At 44.7% G+C, this 18,424-nt stretch carries 12 protein-coding genes and 1 pseudogene; 5 read left to right on the top strand and 8 right to left on the bottom strand.

Annotated elements, in window-relative coordinates; translation table 11 throughout:
- Window positions 1-9: 9 nt before the first annotated feature.
- The 5 genes from LL912_RS25390 to LL912_RS25370 form a co-directional block, all read right to left on the bottom strand.
- Complete coding sequence (locus LL912_RS25390; RefSeq protein WP_235556434.1) at window positions 10-1,860, bottom strand: RagB/SusD family nutrient uptake outer membrane protein; 1,851 nt, start codon at window positions 1,858-1,860, stop codon at window positions 10-12.
- Between the two features lie 22 nt (window positions 1,861-1,882).
- Window positions 1,883-4,969: a SusC/RagA family TonB-linked outer membrane protein gene (locus LL912_RS25385; protein ID WP_235556433.1), complete on the bottom strand. Its 3,087-nt coding sequence runs from the start codon at window positions 4,967-4,969 to the stop codon at window positions 1,883-1,885.
- A gap of 381 nt (window positions 4,970-5,350) precedes the next feature.
- Window positions 5,351-6,364 (bottom strand): LacI family DNA-binding transcriptional regulator, encoded by a 1,014-nt coding sequence (locus LL912_RS25380; protein WP_235556432.1) that lies wholly within the window; start codon window positions 6,362-6,364, stop codon window positions 5,351-5,353.
- A gap of 384 nt (window positions 6,365-6,748) precedes the next feature.
- Entirely contained in the window at window positions 6,749-7,069 is a 321-nt protein-coding gene (gene trxA, locus LL912_RS25375) for a thioredoxin (RefSeq protein ID WP_090388478.1), read from the bottom strand.
- Between the two features lie 144 nt (window positions 7,070-7,213).
- Window positions 7,214-8,473, bottom strand: a complete 1,260-nt coding sequence (locus LL912_RS25370; protein WP_235556431.1) for a nucleoside permease — start codon at window positions 8,471-8,473, stop codon at window positions 7,214-7,216.
- Between the two features lie 318 nt (window positions 8,474-8,791).
- Here LL912_RS25370 and mqnE point away from each other — a divergent pair, with 318 nt between their 5' ends.
- Window positions 8,792-9,931, top strand: a complete 1,140-nt coding sequence (mqnE, locus tag LL912_RS25365) for an aminofutalosine synthase MqnE (protein WP_235556430.1) — start codon at window positions 8,792-8,794, stop codon at window positions 9,929-9,931.
- Between the two features lie 106 nt (window positions 9,932-10,037).
- Complete coding sequence (locus LL912_RS25360) at window positions 10,038-10,472, top strand: CBS domain-containing protein (protein ID WP_235556429.1); 435 nt, start codon at window positions 10,038-10,040, stop codon at window positions 10,470-10,472.
- A 299-nt stretch (window positions 10,473-10,771) separates the two neighbouring features.
- Here LL912_RS25360 and LL912_RS25355 read toward each other — a convergent pair whose 3' ends face one another.
- Complete coding sequence (locus tag LL912_RS25355) at window positions 10,772-12,079, bottom strand: alpha-amylase family glycosyl hydrolase (protein WP_235556428.1); 1,308 nt, start codon at window positions 12,077-12,079, stop codon at window positions 10,772-10,774.
- Window positions 12,080-12,399: 320 nt separating this feature from the next.
- Between LL912_RS25355 and LL912_RS25350 the strand changes: the two genes are divergently transcribed.
- Together LL912_RS25350 and LL912_RS26295 are read left to right on the top strand one after the other, a co-directional pair.
- Entirely contained in the window at window positions 12,400-13,626 is a 1,227-nt protein-coding gene (locus LL912_RS25350) for a 4-hydroxy-3-methylbut-2-enyl diphosphate reductase (RefSeq protein WP_235556427.1), read from the top strand.
- A 161-nt stretch (window positions 13,627-13,787) separates the two neighbouring features.
- A pseudogene (locus LL912_RS26295) lies at window positions 13,788-14,021 on the top strand (S-adenosylmethionine decarboxylase); the annotation flags it as partial.
- Window positions 14,022-14,041: 20 nt separating this feature from the next.
- Here the strand turns inward: LL912_RS26295 and glgP are convergent.
- Entirely contained in the window at window positions 14,042-15,706 is a 1,665-nt protein-coding gene (glgP, locus tag LL912_RS25345) for an alpha-glucan family phosphorylase (protein WP_235556426.1), read from the bottom strand.
- Between the two features lie 271 nt (window positions 15,707-15,977).
- Complete coding sequence (gene glgB / locus LL912_RS25340; protein WP_235556425.1) at window positions 15,978-17,942, bottom strand: 1,4-alpha-glucan branching protein GlgB; 1,965 nt, start codon at window positions 17,940-17,942, stop codon at window positions 15,978-15,980.
- A gap of 199 nt (window positions 17,943-18,141) precedes the next feature.
- Here glgB and LL912_RS25335 point away from each other — a divergent pair, with 199 nt between their 5' ends.
- On the top strand, window positions 18,142-18,378 hold the full coding sequence (locus tag LL912_RS25335; RefSeq protein ID WP_235556424.1) for a hypothetical protein: 237 nt from the start codon (window positions 18,142-18,144) through the stop codon (window positions 18,376-18,378).
- The last annotated feature ends 46 nt before the right edge of the window (window positions 18,379-18,424 follow it).

Here is an 18,424-nt window from a genome sequence, read left to right as displayed (position 1 = left end):
TATTGTTATTTACCATCCGGGATTTTGCACCAGATATTTATCTTTTAAAACTTCATCATTGGGTATCGGCCACAAGTAGTCTCTGGGCAAAAATCGCCGCTTTTGGACTAGCGTTTTTTTGTAAAAATCATTCCCATCTGCATATACATTCATGCCATATACATCTGCACCCATGGTTTGCGGCGCAATCTTCCACCTGCGTATGTCGAAGTAACGGACGTTTTCAAATGCCAGTTCCACCATTCGCTCATGCCGGATTGCCTCCCGCATTTCATCTTGCCCTGTAGGTGTCGGAATCGCATTTACACCGGCTCCGTACGGTGCCACCCCCGCCCGGTCACGGATCAGGTTCAGGTATTTCAGAATATCAGGATTGCCTGGATCTCCTTCATTCAATGCCTCAGCATAATCCAGATAAATCTGAGCCAGCCGGAGATGCACCCATCCCCTGCTATCGCCGCTACTTGCAAGTTGTTTCCGTACCACATACCCGGTGGAAGTCACATCCCAGGAGCTCTGCGTTTTGCCAGAATTACCACTTAACTCAAAAACAGGTATCACTTCTGTAGAACTACCTCCCTGGTTTTGCCAGTAGCTTCTATTGTAAGTAACTCCAACGTAGAACCGTGCCTCCCTGTTTACCCACTGGTTGAATGTGGACCTAGCCTTAACGTCATAGGGCGATTTAAAATCAGAAAATCCGCTATTCACATATCCAGATTCAGGGTGTGTGATCGGATACCCATTCTTCATATTATAAGCGTCTACCATTGATTGATTTACAGAAAGGAAACCAGCACCTTTACCCACAGTATTTCCATATCCCACCAATTTTGGGGTGATGTCGTACCAATAATCCCCTGCACTGGCCATGGATTTTCCAAATATCCATTCCGAGTTCCAATCTTTTATCATAACATTTTTGCAAGACTTATAGGCCGCTACCCAGGGATCACTATCAGATTCCCGGTAAAGCGAATATGTCTTATTATCAAATTCATTTAGAAAATCTTTTGCCGCATCTATCGCCAGTTTCCACTTATTTGGATCATAGGTTTGATTAATCAGCTGTGTGCCATCCTGATTCTTTAAGGATGCCAGCTCTTTATTTCCATTAAACAACGGGCTTGCAGCCAGCATGAGTACCTGAAACTTATATGCTTTACAAACGCCTGTGGTAACACGGCCCCACTCTTTTGTAGTTCCATAGGTAAGTGGCTGATCAGCAGCCTGCGGGCTACCTGCTACCGATTGCTTTATTTCGCTGTAGGCCGAATCCAATTGTCCTACTATGTAGTTTACACATTCATCAAAAGTGGAACGTTTGAAAAAGATCTCATCCCCAGTTCCATTTACCGGCACCTCTTTGGGAAGGATGATCAGCGGACCGTATAAACGCAGCATCCAAAAGTAAAATAAAGCCCTCATTGCACGTGCTTCGCCCTTATAGTGCATCCTAATCATTGGATTTACTTCGTTAGGATTTGCGCCATCAACTTTATTGATAAAATCCGTAGCCGTTCGTACCGGTTTATACCAGTTAATCCAATACGTTCCCCCAACGTTATTATCCCATGTGCTTTGGTTAAGCGAATTGGACATAACCCATGAAAGCGACCAATAATTGGCTTCGTCGGAAGCTCCTGTCCACGGCCCGGCATAGTTGCTTGGAGCGAACCGCGCACTAAAATCATCCGGCATATTTGTATACACCTGCGCCAGATAAGCCCTGGTGTTTACAAGTGACTTGAAAATATCTTCCTCCTTTAAAATGTTATCCGGAATCTGATCCAGGAACCGTTTACAGGATATTGACAACGCACTCAAAACAATGACGATAATAATAATTCTACTTTTCATTGTATTCAGAATTTACATTAAGTTAAAAATTAGCTTGAATTCCTATCGACAGATTCCTTGTATTAGGATATGTGTTACCATCACCGGTATTCATTTCCGGATCCCAAAGCTTAAAGGGGCTCCAGTAAAGCAGGTTCACTCCCGAAAAATAGATTCTTGCATTTTGCATTCCGATCCGCTTAAAACTTCCTTTCGGCAAATTATAGCCCAAATCCAGTGTTTTAAAGCGAATAAAGCTGATATCCTTTACCCACCAGGTACTCGCTTGGTTATTATTTGCTGTGGCATTGCTGCTAAAGCCCAGTCTGGGGTAAAACGGATGCTCGGCGTGGTTATCCTCGGTCCAACGATCCACAATATTTGCATAAACGTTACCATCATTTCCCCCACCGCTAAATGGTACCCGCGCTACACCACCAATGGTCCGATAAGCGCCCGAAAGTCCCTGAAAGAAAGCACTCAGATAAAATTGACCAACATTTACATTGAAGCCAAACCCGTACACCAGATTAGGCACGTCGCCTCGGCTGATCTTTGTCTGGTCATAAACATTGATTACGCCATCACCATTCAGGTCTTTATATTTTATATCTCCAACGCGCGGATTTCCCAATGCGCTTTGATCTGGGCTGTTGTCAATTTCTGCCTGACTTTGAAACAACCCTTCTGCTACATAACCAAACTGTGCCAGAATATTTTGTCCACGTCGCTCTTGATAAGGATCAGCAAAAGGAGCCTGCTTGTTTTCAACCAATACATCTGTATTATAAGTAAATGTTCCTCTGAATGAAATATTGGATTTCAGACCAAGAGGAATAGCTTTTAACTCCACTGTTCCGTCAAAACCCGAGGCATCTACTGTACCATAGTTCCCAACCGGATTGTACTGAAGTCCGGCATAACTGGGGAAATCAGCACGGGTAAGGAATACACCGGTACGATAGGATTTAAAATAATCCAACACAAAGGACAGCTTATTATTAAAAACATTAAACTCTAAGCCAAGATCTTGTGTATGTGCTGTAGCCCAGGAAACATCTGCACCATATTGAGAAATATTGATTCCAGAAATACCGGTACTGTTACCGGGCAAACCAAAGTTAATTCCTCTTGCTCCTGTAGTAATCAGGGTCAGATATCCAAAACGTAATCCTGTTCCAGGTGCACCTGCAATACCATTGGAATACCGCAATTTGAAAAACTGGAACACATTGGACAGCGGTTCAAAAAATTTCTCGTTTGATAATACCCAGCCTACCCCAAAAGACGGAAAAAATCCAAACCGGCGGGAAGGTGCATAATCCTCAGAGCCATTATATCCGATGTTCACCTCTGTAAAGTATTTGTCTTTATAAGAATAGGTTGCTCTTCCTGCATAGTTTTGCTGCCGGTGCGGAATAAATTGTTTTAAATCTCCCTGAAAGGGATATACCTGGCTGAGTTGATTATATACCAAGGTAGAAGTAACATGATGGGCTCCAAATGTACGGTCATACAAAATCTGTCCTTCTGCTGTAAACTGCCGCACGCCCCCATTACCAATACCAAAGCCAAGATCATCAGACCCATTAATCATTTGCTCCAAGTTCAACGATCCGTCTTCCTTATAATGCTGTGCCTGGTTGAGGTAATAGATACTTCTATTTCTTCGCCGATACTGGAAAGACTCGTTGAATACATCAAATGAATACGTTCCATTAACGGACAATCCCTTCAACCAGAAACTCAAATCCTGCTCCAACCGCGCATTGCTTTGTACTTTCGACTGAAATCTTTTTACGTACCCCGTTTGCGTAACGGCGGCCCAGGGGTTTGGAGAAGGAGTTGAACCATATGCAATTCCTGAAACAAGGTTACCAGGATACATTGGCGGGTAGAACACGGGGCTCGCATTCATGGCCTGTGCAAAGGCCTGCGTGGCGCCGCTGCCCGGCTCATTAAAGTTGGTAATATACCCTGTAATACCCAAGCTAAACTTGGTAGTCTTTGTCCAGTTCATATCGATATTCGATGTGAAATTATATCGTTGGTAGCGGGTTCCGGCATCATAGTCTACATCCGGGTCTGTTTTTAAAAGCGATGCTTCATTATAATATGCTACGGAGGTATAAAACTTTGTATTTTCAGACCCACCCGAGGCACTGAAATTAAACCTCCTGTTTGACGAATAGTTTTTAAATAAATAATCGATCCAGTCAATATTCGGGTACACGTAGGGGTTTGCTGTCCCAGATAACGTACTGTCTATATATGCCTGGGAAAACTGGGGTTGAAGACCCGATGCGATGAGGGCTTCATTTTTAATATTCATATAGGTTTTTGCATCAGCCATTTCCTGCACCTTGGTAAAGGTTGTAATTCCTTCATTATAGTTAACCATCAGGTTAATTTTGCCTGTCTTGCCTTTTTTTGTGGTGATCAGCACCACACCATTGGCTCCCAATGATCCGTAAACAGCTGTAGATGCTGCATCTTTTAATACCGTGAAAGAAGCTATATCTTCCGGATCAATGCTGTTTAAATCACGTCCCTGTATTCCATCAATAATGATTAAGGCTCCGCTCTGGCTTCCCCCAAATGTTTGTATACCTCGTATCCAAACATCAGCAGAATTACTTCCTGGCAACCCCGAGCGCTGTACTCCCACCAATCCCGCTATACGCCCGGCTAGCATAGTACTTAGATTTGCAACAGGATGCTGAAGCTCTTCGGCCTTTATCGTAGATTGAGCGCCAACCAGGCTCACCTTTTTTTGACGTCCATAACCCACTACCACCACGTCGTTCATGCTCCCGGCAATTGCTTCCAATGAAATATTTTCAACAATCCGCTCCCGAAATACCCACCGAAACGTTTGAAAACCTATATACGAAGCTGTTAAAGAATCACCCTTGTTTGCACGAATAGAAAACTGCCCCTGCGCATTTGTTGCTACCACTTCTCTCGAACGTAGGTTTTCGATCGTTACCCCCTCCATAGCCGCGTCCAGTTTGTCTTTTACTGTACCGGTAATAGCAATAGCTTCTGAATCCTGCGCCACAACCATATTGGGTGTAGCTCCTAAAAAAAGAATGAGAACCCTGAGTATCAAAGTTTTGTGTACACTCATAGAAATACAATTATTGGTTTTTAATACCGTTAACTATTATCACTGCAATACAGGCCAATGATTTTACCTGTATATTTATCTTTCAAGCTTAATCGTTTAAAAATCAGAAGAAGCCAGCATACCTATTTTGCCTTATAACTACATGATTTCTTAAACTATTTTCCTTTTTACATTTTTAAATCAGAGAATTTCAATAACGCTGGTGTCATGTATCTTTCATTCACAGCAGCCGTCTACAAAAAAGCCAGGCACAGATTAACTTCTACATCCTCTTCCTAATCAAAGTATTTTTTAAACTAAACATTATCAAGCATCGTTTATATAACAAAATCGTTTTTGCAAAACTAAAATTAAACGGATAATTTTAATTAACAAAATTTTTTATACGGAATTTCTTAAGATAAGTTCGGGGGGAACCAACACCCCCTCGTCGGAATCTTTTTTCTTTTGCCCAGCATTCATTTGTTCCAGCAGCAGCCGCATGGCCTGCGCGGCAATTTCCTGTACCGGCTGACTGATCACCGAAATGGCAGGTGACGAAAACCGGAAGAGATCCGTGTCATCGAAGCTCAGTACTGCCACCTGGCCGGGTATCGCTATGTCCAAGTCCTTTAGCGCCTTAATCCCGAACATTCCGAGGTAATTGGTTGCGAAAATAATGGCATCCATCTCCGGCCGCTTTTGAAGAAAGCTGCGGATTCTTGCTTCATATTGCGTTTTATCCTGATAATACGGTAGCCGCAACAATAGCTTTTTTTGAAATAACCCGCGGCTGTTCATCACGTCAATATAGGCCCGCTCCCGCTCCTGCATTTGTACCTGGTCCATGGCCACATTCACAAAAGCGATATGCTTCCTGTTCTTGCCTATAAGATACTCCGTGGCCTGACTTACACCGCCATAGTTATCAACAAGGGCAAAGGGAATATCCTCATCCGGAAAATAGCGGTCGATCAGCACCAGCGGTTTACGGGTCTTTTTTAAGGCCTGAACGCCGGTTTTCATGCCTGTAGAAGGCGTAATCAAAAAACCATCTACCTGTTTCGCCAACAGCTGTATCAGATCGTTGCCCTTTCCATCGTCGTTTTCGGTGCTTCCGTAAACGACCCGGTATCCCACCCGGGCAGCCACCGACTCAACCGACTTGGCAAGGGATGCAAAAAAAGCATTGGCAATATCCTCCACGATCAGCCCGATAACATGCGTTCTCCCGGTGCGAAGGCTTGCAGCGGCGCGGTTGGGGATATAACCGGTTTTTTTTATAATGGCCTGGATGTGTTTGACCATTTCTTCGCTGATGCGCATCTCCTGGTGCTTTCCGTTTACAACAAACGAAACAGTAGATGGCGCAACTCCTGCAAGCCGCGCAATGTCTTTAATGGATAAATGTTTCACTACAAATAATCAAAAATTTTGACGTTTAGTATCTGTTTCCTGTGGATCCGGATAGAATAAAATTAGCAGGTTTTTGTTATTTCGAACAGGAAGGCTGATTTTTTTCCATATTGGTTTCTGTAATTATATAGTACCCACACGCACCTCAAAAGCCTCTAAATACAATACCAGCAAGGGTTTGATGCGAAAAAGCATAGTACTTTCAACGCCCTTCTTTTTTGCGCAATCGATTTCCCAGCGCGGCTGCTACGCTTTTCCGAAATCTGCAAATGTTTCACCTCTGTTTCTCCCCGTTTCGAAATCCAGCATATGCCGGTGTCTATGATGAAAAAAGCCCCGTGAAAAACTCCACGGGGCTTTAAAAAATTAAGATATTAGTCCAGATCAATTCAGGTGCGATTCGATCTTCTTTACAAAGTTTCCTTTGGGTTGCGCACCTACCAGCTTATCCACTACCTGTCCATTTTTTATAAACAGGATAGCAGGGATAGAAGTAATCCCATAGTTCATGGAAACCTGGGGGTTCACATCCACATTCACCTTACCGATATTTACCTTCCCTTCATATTCTTTGGATAATTCTTCAATTACCGGCCCGATCGCACGGCAGGGACCACACCATTCTGCCCAAAAATCCACCACCGTTAATTTATCAGAGTCCAAAACCTCTGTTTGAAAGTTGGAATCATTAAATTCTTTTGCCATTTCGAATATTTTAATTGATTAATTGTTGATAAAGAATTACAAATTTAGTTCCCATTTTAATAACAGGTAATATTGACAAAAAGTTGTGCAGAAAATGTCAATACAGGTAAACTGCCTGACAAATGACCGCTAACAGCCGTTCATTTAGTGTCTGCCAACCCTTTCTACCACCTCTGGGTTATGTTTATGCTTGAACAGCGCGGCAAATAAAATGGCCACCACCAATGAATACGCCGCAAAACTCAGCCAGATCTCATGCCAGTTCATTACTCCGCCCGGTGCGGTAAAAAACTTCTGGATTACAATACCGCTGATCACACTTCCCAGCACGGCACCGATTCCATTGGTCATCATCATAAAAATGCCCTGGGCGCTTGCCCGGATGGAAGGACTGCTTTGCGTTTCCACAAACAAAGAACCGGAAATATTGAAAAAGTCGAAGGCCATACCATAAATGATACAAGACAAAATAATCATCCAAAGCCCTTCCGCTGGGTTGCCATAGGCAAAAAGGCCAAAGCGTAACACCCAGGCAATCATACTGATCAGCATCACCTGCTTGATCCCGAATTTCTTCAGAAAAAAAGGAATCGCCAGGATGAACAGGGTTTCGGAGATCTGCGATATCGACATGATAATAGCCGGATATTTTACGGCAACAGCATCTTTGTACAGATCGATTTTTGCAAAATCATGTAGAAAGGTATCTCCGTATGCATTGGTCAGCTGTAGTGCTGCTCCCAGCAACATTGAAAAAATAAAGAACAGGGCCATCTTGCGGTTACGAAACAGTGAAAACATATCCTTTCCCATCCGGGCACCGGCCTCCCTGTTCGACTGTCCTTTCAAAGGCGGTGGGCATTTAGGCAATGTAAAGGAGTAAAGCGCCAGCAAAAAGGATGCTCCCGCGGCCACATAAAACTGTCCGGCTGTTTTCTCCAGTTGCAACAAGCTTACCGTCCACATAGCAGCTATAAAACCTACGGTGCCCCATACCCGTATGGGTGGAAAGTCCTTTACCACGTCCTTCCCGGCATTTTTTAAAGATGTATAAGACACGCTGTTAGCCAACGAAATTGTAGGCATATAAAAAATCATATTGATCAACATTACAGGAAACATGGTTACCGGGCTGTCTACCAACGGCACCAGCATCAGAACCAGTCCGCCCATCAGGTGCGAAAGCCCCAGCAATTTTTCGGCATTGATTACGCGGTCTGCAAGCATCCCCATTACGGTAGGCATAAAGAGCGCCGAAATACCCATGGTGGAAAAGATAGCCCCGAATTCGCCGCCCGACCACTTTTTTGTCTGAAACCAATAGGCCCCGATGGTGATCAGCCAAGCACCCCAGATAAAAAATTGCAGGAAGCTCAGGATTGTCAATCTGAATTTTAAACTCATAGTAAACTTTAGTTTGTCCCTCTTGGAATACAACCACTGAAGGTAACTATTAAACCCGAAGTTTTATTAAATCTTCAGGAGAATCCTTAAAGGCTCCGTGGTTTGAACAAAAATACTGAGAACAGGCATCCATGATCCTGCCCCGACTTTTTTTTGGGCCCTTATCTCTTGAAATCTTTGGTCCCTCGCCTTTGGTTCTTGGTCCTTGTTTTTTGGTGTTTGTTCTCTGTATTTTAGCAATTGATACCTGATCCCGCTCAAAGGCCCGAAATCCCTAACTTAAAACTGAATGTATTAAATTTGCAAAAAATCAGCAGCATGGCAGCAGTGTTAGAGACATCTATTTTAACGGAAGATACCGATCTGAAAAACATCGCTCAAAAAGTTTACGATAATCAACGCATTACGGATGCAGAAGCCCTGCTCCTTTTTGAAAAAGGCAGCCTGGGTTTTGTGGGGTCGCTGGCCAATTTCGTACGTGAGCGGTTACATGGGGACATTACTTATTTTAACCGGAATTTCCATATTGAGCCCACCAATGCCTGTATTTATACCTGCAACTTTTGCAGCTATAGCCGTTTATACGCCCACCGCGACGAGGCCTGGGAACTGGGGCTGGAGCAGATGCTGGATATTGTAAAAAAATACGACAATGAACCGGTAACGGAGGTACATATTGTAGGAGGCGTGCACCCCAAAATGAACCTGGAATTTTTTGCCGAGTTGCTCCGGAAAATCAAGGCTCACCGGCCCGATCTTCATATAAAAGGGTTTACCGCCGTAGAGCTGGATTATATGTTCCGCAAGGCCAAAAAAACCGTAAAAGAAGGACTGGAATATCTCAAAGAAGCCGGATTGGAAAGTCTTCCCGGTGGTGGTGCCGAGATCTTTGCCCCGGAAATACGCGCGCAGATCTGCCCGGACAAGGTGGATGCCGACGGCTGGTTAAACATCCATGGTACCGCCCATGAGCTGGGGATGCATACCAATGCCACCATGCTTTACGGGCATATTGAAAGCTTTGAAGACCGGGTAGACCATATGCGCCGGCTTCGCGAACTACAGGACCGTACCCGGGGCTTTAATACGTTTATCCCGTTAAAATTCCGTAACAAAGACAATGATATGAGCCATGTATCCGAATCTACGCTTGTGGAAGACATGCGGCTTTATGCCATTGCGCGTATTTACCTGGATAATTTTCCGCACCTGAAGGCCTACTGGCCCATGCTGGGAAGGCAAAACGCCCAACTGGCACTTTCCTTTGGCGTAAATGATCTTGACGGAACCATTGATGATACGACGAAGATCTACTCCATGGCCGGCGCCGAGGAACAGACACCCTCGATGTCTACGCAGGATCTGGTAGTACTGATTCAGCAGGCGCACCGCAAACCGGTGGAAAGAGGCACCCTCTATAATGTGATTAAAGATTACAGCGCAGAGGTGCTCGTTTGATGAGAAGCATTTAGAGGTCAGCCGCCAGCCTATCGCCGCTAACCGATAATCCAATTAGGTTTTCTGCGCTATTTTTGATATATTGCTGTTCTAAATCATTGCTACCATGGCTAAGGTTTCCAATATTCTTGCCCGTAAAGGGCACGATACAATCAGCATTGCGCCGTCTACTTCTGTTTACCAGGCACTGGAATTAATGGCCGAAAAAAATATTGGTGCGCTTGTAGTGCGGAAGGGAGAAAACTACCTGGGCATTATCACCGAGCGCGATTATTCCCGGAAGGTGATCCTGAAAGGGAAACATTCTTCTGATACTACGGTGGAAGAGATCATGTCAACCGATCTGCCACGCATCGCTCCCGAGGATTCGGTGGAACACTGTATGGAGCTGATGAGCGATAAGAATATCCGGTACCTGCCGGTGTTTATCAATGCACAACTAGCCGGTATTATTTCCATCAGCGATGTGGTAAAAGAAACCATTCTTCTGCAAAAGGAAACCATTAATCATTTACAGGATTATATTCATAGCAACGGGTAGACGAGTTTATCCGTTTGTAGCTTGCGGCTTTTAGCTATCAGCTTTCAGACTGCTACCATGCATGGGTAAGTCCACTTGCAATGAGTGCAAGCTACGCTTTCCGGGATCGTCTGCCTGCTTTCCCAAATTTCAATCGCTTCAACCCATTTATGCGAAACCCATTTTACGCTAATCTGCACACAACAGCCATGATTGCCCCCTTCCGGAGCGAACCTGAAACCTTTCAGTCATCAGTTTTCAGCATCGCACATCAAGTATAAAACCGGATGAGACTTGAAACCAGGAACCTGAACCTTGTCCTAATGCTTTTCATAAACCAGGAACCCATAGGGCGGCATTTCAATGCTTTTTGCATTCGAAAAATTGCGGGCAGTTCCGGAAAAAATATCCCTGAATGAACCAGTTAAATGAGCATCGGTTATGTCAAAATGCAGGTTTGAAGCGTTGGAAAAATTCAATACCACCAGCACTTCATGCACGCCGTTCTTACGCAGATAAGCCAATACCTGGTCATCGGCCGTAGTGCTTAACTTAAAAGTGGTTACGGCCGGGTCTCCGCCCCTTAGTGCAGGATTGGAAGAGCGCAGGTTCAGCAAGGTTTTGTAAAAATGATGCAGGCCCAGCCCTTCTGTTTGCACAGCGTTATTGCCCGGCCAGGGAATGGGATCCCGGTCAAAAAACTTCAAACGTTTTTCCTTTAAAGGAATTTCCTGGCCACTGTACATTAGCGGAATACCGTTCCAGGTGCAGCTGAATACCGCCAATGGTATGGCCAGCGCTCCATATTTTTCATATTCCGTTCCGTTCCAGCTATTTTCATCATGGTTGGAGGTGAACCAGGCGCGCATGCTGGAATCACCGATGGCATTATACTGCAGCAGCAAGTCATTTAGTTCGGTTAACGGCTGCTGCTTTTTAAAAAAGTCTTCGGTTTTATGCATCCATTTCCAGGAATAGCTGGCATCAAATACCTTTCCATAATCCGGGTTCTCCAACTCATCATATTCACCCAGCCAGAATAAGGGCTTTACCGCGTCCAGTTGCGGGCGGGCCTCTTTCCAGAAATCCAGTTCTACCCAGGATGCCAGATCGCAACGGAAGCCATCGATTCCTGCCTGTTGTACCCAGAATTTCATCGCGTCGATCATCGCTTTACGCAAGTCTGGGTTTCCATAGTTTAACTCAATGATGTCATCCATTCCGCTGGCCATCTTAAAGGTACCGGTAACGCTGTCTTTTAAATAGTAGTCCGGATGACTGCGCGTCCATACATGATCCCATCCGGTATGGTTAGCTACCCAGTCGATGATGACCTTAAAACCCATTTCATGTGCCTGTTTAACCAGGTTTTGGAAGTCCTGCAGCGTACCAAACTCGGGATTTATCGCCGTATAGTCTGAACAGGCATAATAACTTCCCAGGGTGCCCTTCATTTTTTTCTTTGCGATGGGTGTAATGGGCATGAACCAAAGGGTTTCTACCCCCATGTCCTTCAACCGGGGCAGGGCCGCCGCAAATGCGTTAAAGGTGCCCTCCGGTGTATACTGCCGCAGGTTTACTTCGTATATATTGGTCGTATGTTTCCAGTCTGTTGTTTCCGTTGTCATTGTTGCCGTTTTTGATTTTCCTTCGCGTTCTTTTTTATGACCCTCCCTGGGCATCAGTTTACAAGCCCCCGTTATCAAAAGCAACGTTGCAAGTAAATACCATTTGCTCATGTTGCGTCTTTTGCCTGAAGATAATTGTTTTTTTGAGATTTCAGATTTCAGAACCGAGCATCGAGCGTTCAAAATTGAGATTTCAGGCATCAGCTACCGGCTTTCAGCTAAACGGATCTCGATTCTGAAGTCTCTCAAATCTCAATTCTGATAGCTAATTGCTGAAAGCTGATTGTGGTGCTTTAAAAGATATCAAGTAATTTTGCCAGATGAAGCAGTTTGATGTACCTGTTTTTTACAGAAGCCCGTTGATTTCCGCAATAAAAAGAAAACGTAAGGAAAGAGACAAGCTCAAAAAAGACTTCTCGCCTACGTTCCTGGACTTTGGGCCGGTGCAGATTTACCTGGCCCGGCATTTTGGGTTTTGCTACGGCGTGGAGAACGCTATTGAAATCGCCTTTAGAACCATCGATGAAAACCCGGGAAAACGGATCTTTTTGCTCAGCGAAATGATCCATAATCCCCAGGTGAATAGGGACCTTCTTTCAAGAGGCGTCCATTTTCTTCAAGACACCCATGGCCGGCAGATCATTGCTTTTGAAGAACTTACCCCAGAGGATATCGTGCTGATTCCTGCTTTTGGCACTACGCTGGAAATCGAGCAAAAATTAAACAAGATCGGCATTCATACCGAAAAATACAATACCACCTGTCCTTTTGTAGAAAAAGTATGGAACCGGAGCGAGGTGATCGCCAAAAAAGAATACTCCATTATCATTCACGGCAAACCTACTCACGAGGAAACCCGGGCAACTTTTTCACATGCGGCATTCAATGCGCCGTCCGTGGTGGTGAAGAATATGGCGCAAACCATCGAGCTATCAAAATATATTACTGGTGAAAAACCCGCGGAAGATTTTTACACGGCGTTCAATGGTCAGTACAGTGAGGGGTTCAACATTAGCAGGGACCTGGCACGCATCGGAGTGGTGAACCAAACCACGATGCTGGCAAGTGACACACAAGCCATTGCAGACTATCTCAAACAAGTGATGATCAAAAAATACGGGCTTACCAAAGAGAATTTGGCCGAGCGGTTTGCTGACACCAGAGACACCCTGTGCTATGCCACCAATGACAATCAGACTTCTGTAAGTGAGATGCTGCAGATTCCGGCCGATTTTGCGATTGTAGTGGGTGGATATAACTCATCCAACACCTCGCACCTGGTAGAGCTTTGCGAAGAGAGGCTCCCTACCTATTTTATAAATAATGCCGAAAAAATACTGAGCCGGAACGAGATTCTCCATTATAACTTTCACACAAAACAGGAACTCCTTAAAAAGGAGTTTCTTCCCGTACATGCTCCCTTAAAGATCCTGATGACCAGCGGGGCCTCCTGCCCGGATGCGTTGGTAGAGCAGGTTATCGAAAAACTGGTCGGCTTTTTCAAAGAAAACAGTCCATTGGATGACATGATTGAACATTTTTTGTAAATTCATCCATTGAAATCCATGTACCAACCAGAAACGCACATTATTGCGACCTTAAAAACAAGCAACCAGGTCAAAACCAAACACTACGCCGGCTTTAAAAGGCTTGCCGATAAGCTGATTACAAGCTTTTCCCTTAACAAACAGGGAGAAGTGTATCACAATTTTTGCCCCAGGGGTTTACAGCCGTGATATGTCTGAGCGAAAGCTATGTCTCCATTCATACCTGGCCCGAGCATAATCTTGTAAACCTGGATATTTACCTAAGTAACCGCGAGCGCAGTATTGATAAAATGGTTCTTCATGTTTTCAACGGAATCGTTTTATTTTACGATCATCCACACATTGCGCCCTTGCAATGGAATAAAAAAACCGCTTCCTTAATGAAAGCGGCATAAAAACGTATAACAACTGCGTCTTAATAATTGGCGTTATACATCAGCGCATAATACTCATGCGCCATACGATTGCTTTCGAATTGCCAGCGCACATCCTGCATTCCATTTTTCATAATCTGGCGCCAGGTATTATAATCCTGGTAATACAAGGGAATTACCTGGCCGGTAAGGATCTCGTAAAGCTTATTCAGGTCATATTCATCCTGCTCATGGGTATTCATATTCCTGTAATCAGCTTTGGGAATCACAAATCCGTTATGCCCGTGATTGATGAATTCCGGTATCCAGCCATCGTCTGTAGAAAAATTTACCGCTCCATTCATTGCGGCAGTCATGCCGCTGGTACCGGAAGCCTCTCTCGGAACCCTTGGATTGTTAAGCCATACATCTGCCGCCTGCTTCAGCCGCTTCGACAAACCCAGTTCGTAACCGGTAAGCACCGCTACATTCTTGTAATTCTTGCTCAGATGTACCAGTTCATTAAATTCTGATATAGCCGGGAAGTCCATCGGATAAGGCTTACCGGCCCAGATGATCTGAACCGGAAACTGCGGATTGTTCAGCAGCTGGTTAAACCGCTGCAAATCCGAAGCGATAAGGCCTGCCCGTTTATATCCGGCAAATCTTCTGGCCCAAACAATCGTCAGCACTTTCGGATTGAACAATTTACCGGTTTGATCGGCTACGATTTCAAAGGCTCTTTTTTTCAAAAACCATTTGCGATCGTCGAAGCCATAATCATCGCCCACATCTTTAAACTTATACATCTGCTTGTCGGCCCAATAATTCCAGTTCTGCGCATTTGTGATGGAAACAATGGGACAGACGCCCTCGTATTTCCCCCACATTTCCCGAGAAACCTCACCATGCAGTCTGGATACTCCGTTGGCCACATGCGCAAAGCGCAATGCTACCAGCGAATGGTTAAACTGATCGCTGTAATCGCGGGTCAACGTCTTTACCTCCTCTACACTCAATCCACAGAAATAACTCATCTTATGGCAGAGATAAATATCATGTTTTTCATTACCCGCCTCTTCCGGCGTATGTGTTGTAAATACCAAACGTTTTTTAACCTCCTCCAGGTTATTGTTAAACTTCCGGTACAGGTAAAATGCGGAAGAAAGGCCATGGGCTTCATTCAGATGATAAAGCTCCGGATTGAATCCCAGCAGATCGATCAGCTTGGCGCCCCCTACTCCCAGCAATATAAACTGTGCTACTTTTGTAGCAACATTCGCATCATAAAGCTTATGGGAAATGGTTTGAGATACATAATCGTTTTCCGGGAGATCCGTACTCAACAAAAACAGGGGTGCTGTTTTAAATGTTTCCGGGTTCAGGTACCAGGCTTTTACCCAAACCGGGGCATCATGCACCATGATCTGAAACTTGATCCCCGTATCTTCCAGGAAGCTGTATAACTTCTCATTCCAGGCCACATCCAGTGTCTGGTCCTGGTTCCGCTCCTGGTCGTAATATCCGTATTTCCACAAAATACCAATACCAATCATGTTCTGCCGCAATTCATATGCACTGCGAAAATGCGAGCCCGACAAAAAGCCCAAGCCACCGCTATAAATCTTTAATGGCTGATGAATGGCAAACTCCATAGAGAAATAAGCGACCTTTTTCTCATAATTCTTATCCACCTCGTAGGGTACCTTAAAATTTTCAAAACTCATACACTTTATTTAACGGCTAGCAAAATAAGTGATTTATACCAAGAAATCACTATAAAATACAAGCACGTTAATAAATGTGTGGATAACACACATTAACAACCGCCAGGCAACAGGTCCCCCGGAGCGCTTGGGAAATGTAAAATATAGAATCTCCAATTTAGAATGTTGAAATAATAATGCCCCGCAGAATCAGTAATACCAGGCAGGAATGGCCGCCCCTTTTACATTCAATATTTTTTATTCGGTATTTTTAATTCCCGAAGGGGTGCTGCTATTTCAAAATGATTCCTGCCAGCGGCGGCAGGTTAATGGTGATCCGGTACTGCTGCATTCCTTCGTCAATCCGTTCGCAACGAATGTCTTTATTAAACACGTCGCCCGTTCCGTCATACACTTTTCCATCCGAGTTAAACAGCTCCTCCGTATATGCCTTGCCCGAAACCGTTACTACCCAATCATAACGTACTTCGGGCGTCATGTTCAACAGGATCAGCAGATCGTCTTCCGCCTTTAGGCCTTTCCGTTTATATACGATCACCGTTTCGGTGCGATGATTCAGGTCTACCCATTCAAATCCGTCTTTATTAAACTGGTTTGCATACATGGCTGGTTCCTGCACCAGCACCGCGTTCAGGGCGCGCAAACATTGCTGTACGCCCTTATGACTGTTATGCTGTAACAGGGACCAGTCGAGCTCTGATTTATAATTCCACTCGGAGGTTTGCCCAAACTCCGAACCCATGAACAATAACTTGGCTCCGGGATGCGTCCACATATAGGTAAAGAACAGGCGGAGATTGGCAAACTTCTGCCAGAGATCGCCGGGCATCTTATAGATCAGCGGACTTTTACCATGCACCACCTCGTCATGACTGATGGGCAACATAAAGTTCTCGTCGTAATAATACATCATGCTAAACGTAAAGTCGTTCTGATGATATTTACGGTGTACCGGGTCCAGTTTAAAATAATCCAGTGAATCATGCATCCAACCCATCATCCATTTCATACCAAAACCAAGCCCGTCTTCAAAGGTAGGCCGGGAAACCCCTGGCCAGTCCGTTGCCTCTTCGGCGATGGTTTGCACATCCGGAAAATCGCGATAGATGGCTTCATTCAGGTGTTTGATGAATGTAATCGCCTCCAGATTCCCGTCTCCTCCGAATTCATTAGGTTCCCACGCTCCTTCATTCCTTGAATAGTTGAGCTTGAGCATCGAGCTTACCGCATCCACGCGTAATCCATCGATATGGAACCGCTCTAACCAGAAACGGGCACTACTGATCAGAAAAGATTTTACCTCTCCTCTTTTGTAGTTGAAGATATATGAATTCCAGTCGGGATGGTATCCTTTCCGCATATCAGCGTATTCGTAGGTGTGTTCGCCGTCAAATAAATACAACCCGTGCGCATCATATGGAAAATGCGATGGTACCCAATCCAGGATCACACCGATGCCGGCCTGGTGAAAAGCATCCACCAGCCGCATAAATCCCTGCGGATCTCCAAACCGGGAAGTTGGCGCAAAATAACCCGTGGTCTGGTACCCCCAGCTTCCGTCAAACGGATATTCGGTTACCGGCATGAGTTCCACATGCGTAAAGCCCATTCCCTTTACATAGGGCACCAGGCTTGTGATGAGCTGATCGTACGAATTATAGGAATGTTCGTCTGAAGCATCCGGGCGCTGCCAGCTGCCCAAGTGCACTTCATACACACTCCAGGGCGCATCGAGTGCATTCTTCTTCTTCCGGTTTGCCATCCATTCCACATCGTTCCACTCGTAAAACAGATCCCAGGAAATGGAAGCCGTCATCGGCCGCAGCTCCCAGTAGTGTGCAAAGGGGTCCCCTTTATCGGTTACCGTATTTTGCGCACCTACGATATGATATTTATATAACTCTCCCATTCCAAAGCCGGGTATAAAGCCTTCCCAGATACCGCTATGATCCCAGCGGGCTGCTAACGGATGCGTGATCTTGTCCCAGTCGTTAAAATTTCCGGTTACAAACACAAACTGTGCATTAGGCGCCCACACACAAAAATACATGCCCCATTCGCCGTTTACCTGTATGGAATGCGATCCGAATTTTTCATACAACGAATAATTCGTGCCATTTTGAAAGTTCCGGACATCCTCCTCCGTCAGCAGCGAATAGTTCCATACCGTTTTGGAAGTATCGATATAATTAGCCATTTCAAATGTTTCCTGGAGTTTTTTTATATCTATTGGCATATGAACAGTTGTTCAGGCAATGTACAACATTTTTCAGGAATTCACCGGTGCGATTTACTCCCCTAACAGGTAGCACTTTCCAGACTTTTTGTATACTTTAACGTATTGACAGACTTCCTTCTAATTGAATTTTGTGGAAAACCATCATTTTTGCGTTTTAGCTTATTGATCAATTCAAACAAACTCCAACAATTAACCAATGAGAAGAAAAAAAACGGAGCTTTCCTTATTGCTGACAAAACCACAACCGCACGCGAATACGCCGGAAGATGCGCATACAGCCACACACTACCACGATGAATGTGAACCAGCCGTTAAGTTGAGCCGGATCCGCCATGCCCGGGAAAACCGGTATCACAGTACCCTTCTTCGTAAAAAACTATTTTTTCTCGCAACTACAAACTATCAAATTAGTTTTATTACGTTTTTTTCGTAGTTTTACACCGCGTTTTGTAACAAAAAGTCATTGGGCGCGTTTTACA

Origin of the sequence: Niabella agricola (assembly GCF_021538615.1) — a bacterium.
In the GTDB taxonomy this organism is placed as follows: domain Bacteria; phylum Bacteroidota; class Bacteroidia; order Chitinophagales; family Chitinophagaceae; genus Niabella; species Niabella agricola.
This window is presented reverse-complemented; position numbering and strand designations above follow the sequence as displayed.